Below are 1,754 nucleotides of genomic sequence, written 5' to 3'. Positions count from 1 at the left end.
AAAGACCTCAATAGGGGAAATGATTGTAGCGCATGACATAAGGCATGGACTTAAAGCCAATCACCAAATCAGGGCAGACGGCCTTCGGCGGAGGCATACTCATAAGCCATACTTCAAGAAGGATCACTTTTCAGGGGGCAGACCAACAAGAGCCTTTCAACGTTGTCATTGTTGCTAATAAAAGCACCCAGGGATTGCATAAGATGCTTATGGAATACGGTCGGCCAGATCGCTACCCTGTTCGAGCCGCAAGAATGCGCCAACTGCTCAAATCGTGCGGATATGACCCCGAGTAAAGTGGATGTGCTATAATTAGGAGGCCGGATAAGCGGAAAGACGATGACGGTGCTGTCACTTTCTAAATCAACTAAGCAAGGGATTGTGCCGATACTCTTGCTACCATCAATGTTGTCTGCGTGCTCTCGGCGGTTTCGATCAGCGATCGGACAAGACTGTGCATGTCGGCACTGATGGAACAATATCTCGATGTCATCTCTCGCTTCTGAACCATCAGGCCATTTCGCTTGAATAATGCAAGGTGCTGGGAAGTCGCCGATTGCGAGAGGCCAACCCTCTCCGCAAGCGTCCCGACCGATACCTCTTCGTCTAACATGATCTTCAACATATGCAGTCGTTTTGGATTGGCGAAAGTTGATAGTAGTTTTGCGCGTTCAACAGCATCGACTAAATCCATATTGCACCCCCTTGTTATTGATACTGATATTCGACCACAAGAATGCAGCGAACGTTGGCACAGATCCTGGCACCACTGGAGAACGTCTCCCAAACGCAGTTGGCTCGACAGGCCATTGGCCAAAGATACGAACGCTCGTCTTCGATGAAGACCTGCATCATGGGGCAACGAAATCGGGTTGCCGTCACACTGTCGCCGCCAGTGGCACGTGACAGCGACAGCATAGGTTCCTAGAGCGCGATGCATGCTCTCTCCTGGAACCCCGCTGCGTTCATCACGCCTGGACCTGTCATGCTTAAAATGAGCCAGGATAGCCCGATATGCCGCGCGACGGCGGTCGGAAGCGTTGGAAGGGAACGCGTCGCCGACCGGCGGACACGAGCCGGCATAGGCCTTTGCTCCCGCCGGTCGCACGCTGGAAACCCAAGGTCCGGCTTTAAAAAGCCGGGAGCTCTGTTTTGTGTCCTAGTAGCCGAGGCCCTTCTTGGCTTCGTACACCTTCTGCGGCTCGTCGGCCTGGGTGTAGAGCTTGGATTCCGTCTGGATCCACTTCGGCGGCTCCTTGCCGTCCTTCTTGAAAGCGGCGAGAGCGTCGAAGGCGGGGCCGGCCATGTTCGGGGTCAGCTCGACCGTCGCATTGGCTTCGCCGGCCGCCATGGCCTGGAAGATATCCGGCACGGCGTCGATGGAGACGACGAGAATGTCGGTGCCCGGCTTCAGGCCGGCTTCCTTGATGGCCTGGATCGCGCCGACGGCCATGTCGTCATTGTGGGCGTAGAGGGCGCAGATGTCCTTGCCACCGTTCTCGGCTTTCAGGAAGCTTTCCATGACTTCCTTGCCCTTGGTGCGGGTGAAGTCGCCGGTCTGCGAGCGGACGATCTTGAGATTGTCGTGGCCCTTCAGCGCCTCTTCGAAGCCCTTCTTGCGGTCGATGGCCGGCGAGGAGCCGGTCGTGCCCTGAAGCTCGACGACGTTGCACGGCTTGCCGGCCGTGTTATCGACCAGCCACTTGCCGGCGACATTGCCTTCATGCACGAGGTCCGACGTGACGGCGGTCATG

The 1,754-nt window shown here is 56.3% G+C and carries 2 protein-coding genes; both read right to left on the bottom strand.

Going from position 1 to position 1,754, the window contains the following annotated elements:
* Positions 1–367: 367 nt before the first annotated feature.
* Complete coding sequence (locus tag ASG39_RS23870) at positions 368–694, bottom strand: metalloregulator ArsR/SmtB family transcription factor (protein ID WP_156468126.1); 327 nt, start codon at positions 692–694, stop codon at positions 368–370.
* Positions 695–1,159: 465 nt separating this feature from the next.
* The coding region (locus tag ASG39_RS10720; RefSeq protein WP_156468125.1) for a substrate-binding domain-containing protein at positions 1,160–1,754 on the bottom strand (595 nt) is incomplete at its 5' end.

It is taken from the genome of Rhizobium sp. Leaf371 (assembly GCF_001424045.1).
GTDB lineage: Bacteria > Pseudomonadota > Alphaproteobacteria > Rhizobiales > Rhizobiaceae > Ferranicluibacter.
Note: the sequence above shows the minus strand (reverse complement) of the source record. Positions and strands in the feature narration are given on the sequence as shown.